General features: G+C 71.2%; 3 protein-coding genes. All 3 read left to right on the top strand.

Annotated features, from left to right (window positions below; all coding sequences use genetic code 11):
• A partial coding sequence (locus tag ACWEBX_RS39620) for an FAD-dependent monooxygenase (protein WP_451889551.1) occupies window positions 1–899 on the top strand: 899 nt, incomplete at its 5' end.
• Window positions 900–963: 64 nt separating this feature from the next.
• Entirely contained in the window at window positions 964–1,527 is a 564-nt protein-coding gene (locus ACWEBX_RS39625; RefSeq protein WP_451889552.1) for a CoA-transferase, read from the top strand.
• A gap of 102 nt (window positions 1,528–1,629) precedes the next feature.
• A partial coding sequence (locus ACWEBX_RS39630; protein WP_451889553.1) for a TetR/AcrR family transcriptional regulator occupies window positions 1,630–1,994 on the top strand: 365 nt, incomplete at its 3' end.

Raw genomic sequence — 1,994 nt, forward strand, 5'->3', positions numbered from 1 at the left:
CCGACGCACCGGTGACCTCGTACGAGAACACCGGCGGCGGCGCCCGCGTGACCCTCGCTTCCGGCGAGACCCACGAGGCCGGCGTCGTGATCGCGGCCGACGGGCTGCACTCCGTGGCCCGCAAGCTGCTCGTCGACGACGAGCCCGTCTCCTCGGCGTACGTCGCCTACCGCGGAACCGTGCCCGCCGGGCTGCCGCGAGTGGAATCCGTCGACCTCGACGAGGTCGCGGTGTACGTCGGGCCCGCCTGCCACTTCGTGCACTACGGCCTGCGCGGCGGCGAACTGCTCAACCAGGTCGCCGTCTTCGAATCGCCCAAGGCGCTCGCCGGGCAGGAGGACTGGGGCACACCCGACGAGCTCGACGCCGCCTTCGCCAAGACCTGCGACTTCGTCCGGGACGGCCTGCCGTTCATGTGGCGGGACAAGTGGTGGCGGATGTTCGACCGCGAACCGGTGATGAACTGGATCCACGGCCGGATCGCGCTGCTCGGCGACTCCGCGCACCCGCCGCTGCAGTACATCGCGCAGGGCGCGATCATGGCGATCGAGGACGGCTGGGTGCTGGGCGAGCACGTCGCCCGCAACCGGACCGCCGACGGCACGGTCGACTGGGACATCGTCCTCGCCGCGTACGAGGCCGTTCGCCCCGAGCACTGCCGCCGCGTGGTGACCACCTCCCGCACGTGGGGCGAGCTGTGGCACCTCGACGGCGTCCCCCGCGATCAGCGCAACGCACTGCTGCGCGCCCGCGACACCTACGACTACTCGTTCGTCGACTGGTTGTACGGTCCGACCGCTCTGACGCCGGACCAGGAGCCGCCCATGTTCACACCGATCCCGCTGTCCTCCGCGGACGCCGAAGCCCCGCTGACGGGCGGGAAAGGCGGTGCGGCATGAGTGACGCCCATGTGTACGCGGCCGTCCGGAGCCCGTTCGGCCGCTTCGGTGGAGCCCTCGCGGGGTGCGCCCCGACGATCTCGCCGCGACCGCGCTGACCGGTCTGCCGGCCAAGGTCCCGGACCTGGACCGCGCCGCGATCGGCGACGCGGTGTGGGGCAACGCCAACGACGCCGGCGAAGACAACCGCAACGTCGGCCGGATGGCCGTACTGCTGGCCGGACTGCCGGTGAGCGTGCCCGTCACCACGGTGAACCGGTCCTTCGCGATGAAGCGCGGCGGCCACCTGGACGTCTGTGTCCTCGGCGCGTTCCAGGTCTCGTACCGTGGCGACCTGGCCAACTGGCACACCGGCGACGCGGAGGTCATCCCCGCCGTGGGGGGCGCGATGGACCTGGCTGTCGGGGCACGACGGGTGCTGGTCATGATGAAGCTGTTCACCCGGGATGGTGCCCCCCTGCTGGTGCCGGCGTGCGCGTACCCGCTGACCGCCGCGGGCTGCGTGAGCCTCGTCTTCACCGATTACGGCGTCTTCGAGCCTGGGCCGGACGGGCTCCGGGTGCGAGAGACGTACGGCATCACGGTGGCCGAACTGGGGGAGCGGTTCGGCATCGACCTGGTCGTCTGAGCCTCGGCCGGTGCTTTACAGCTCGACAGAGATCCATGCGGGGTGCACGGCCGTGGGCCGGTGCGTACGGTTGGCGTGCGGCGGCGCGCTAGGATCCCGGGCATGGCGAACCTTCGACAGGCGCAGAAGCAGATGACGCGCCGCCTGCTGCTGGAGTCCGGGCTGGAGCTGTTCACCACGAAGGGATACGCCGCCACCAAAGTCGACGACATCGCGACCGCGGCCGGCACCACCCGGGTGACCTTCTACGCCTACTTCCCCTCGCGCAGCGATCTGATGAAGGCGCTCATCGACGAGCGGCTCAACGAGGCGCTTCAGCGCGTCCGTTCCCCCGAGCACGGTTCCACGGCCCAGGATCTGGTCGCCACCGTGGCCGCGGGGACGCCGGACGGGATCAGCGCCTGGCTGCGACGCACCGCCGACAGCTGGCCGGAGATCCGGCCGATCATCCGCGTGGGCCGGGACGC

Source organism: Streptomyces sp. NPDC005070 (assembly GCF_053600395.1).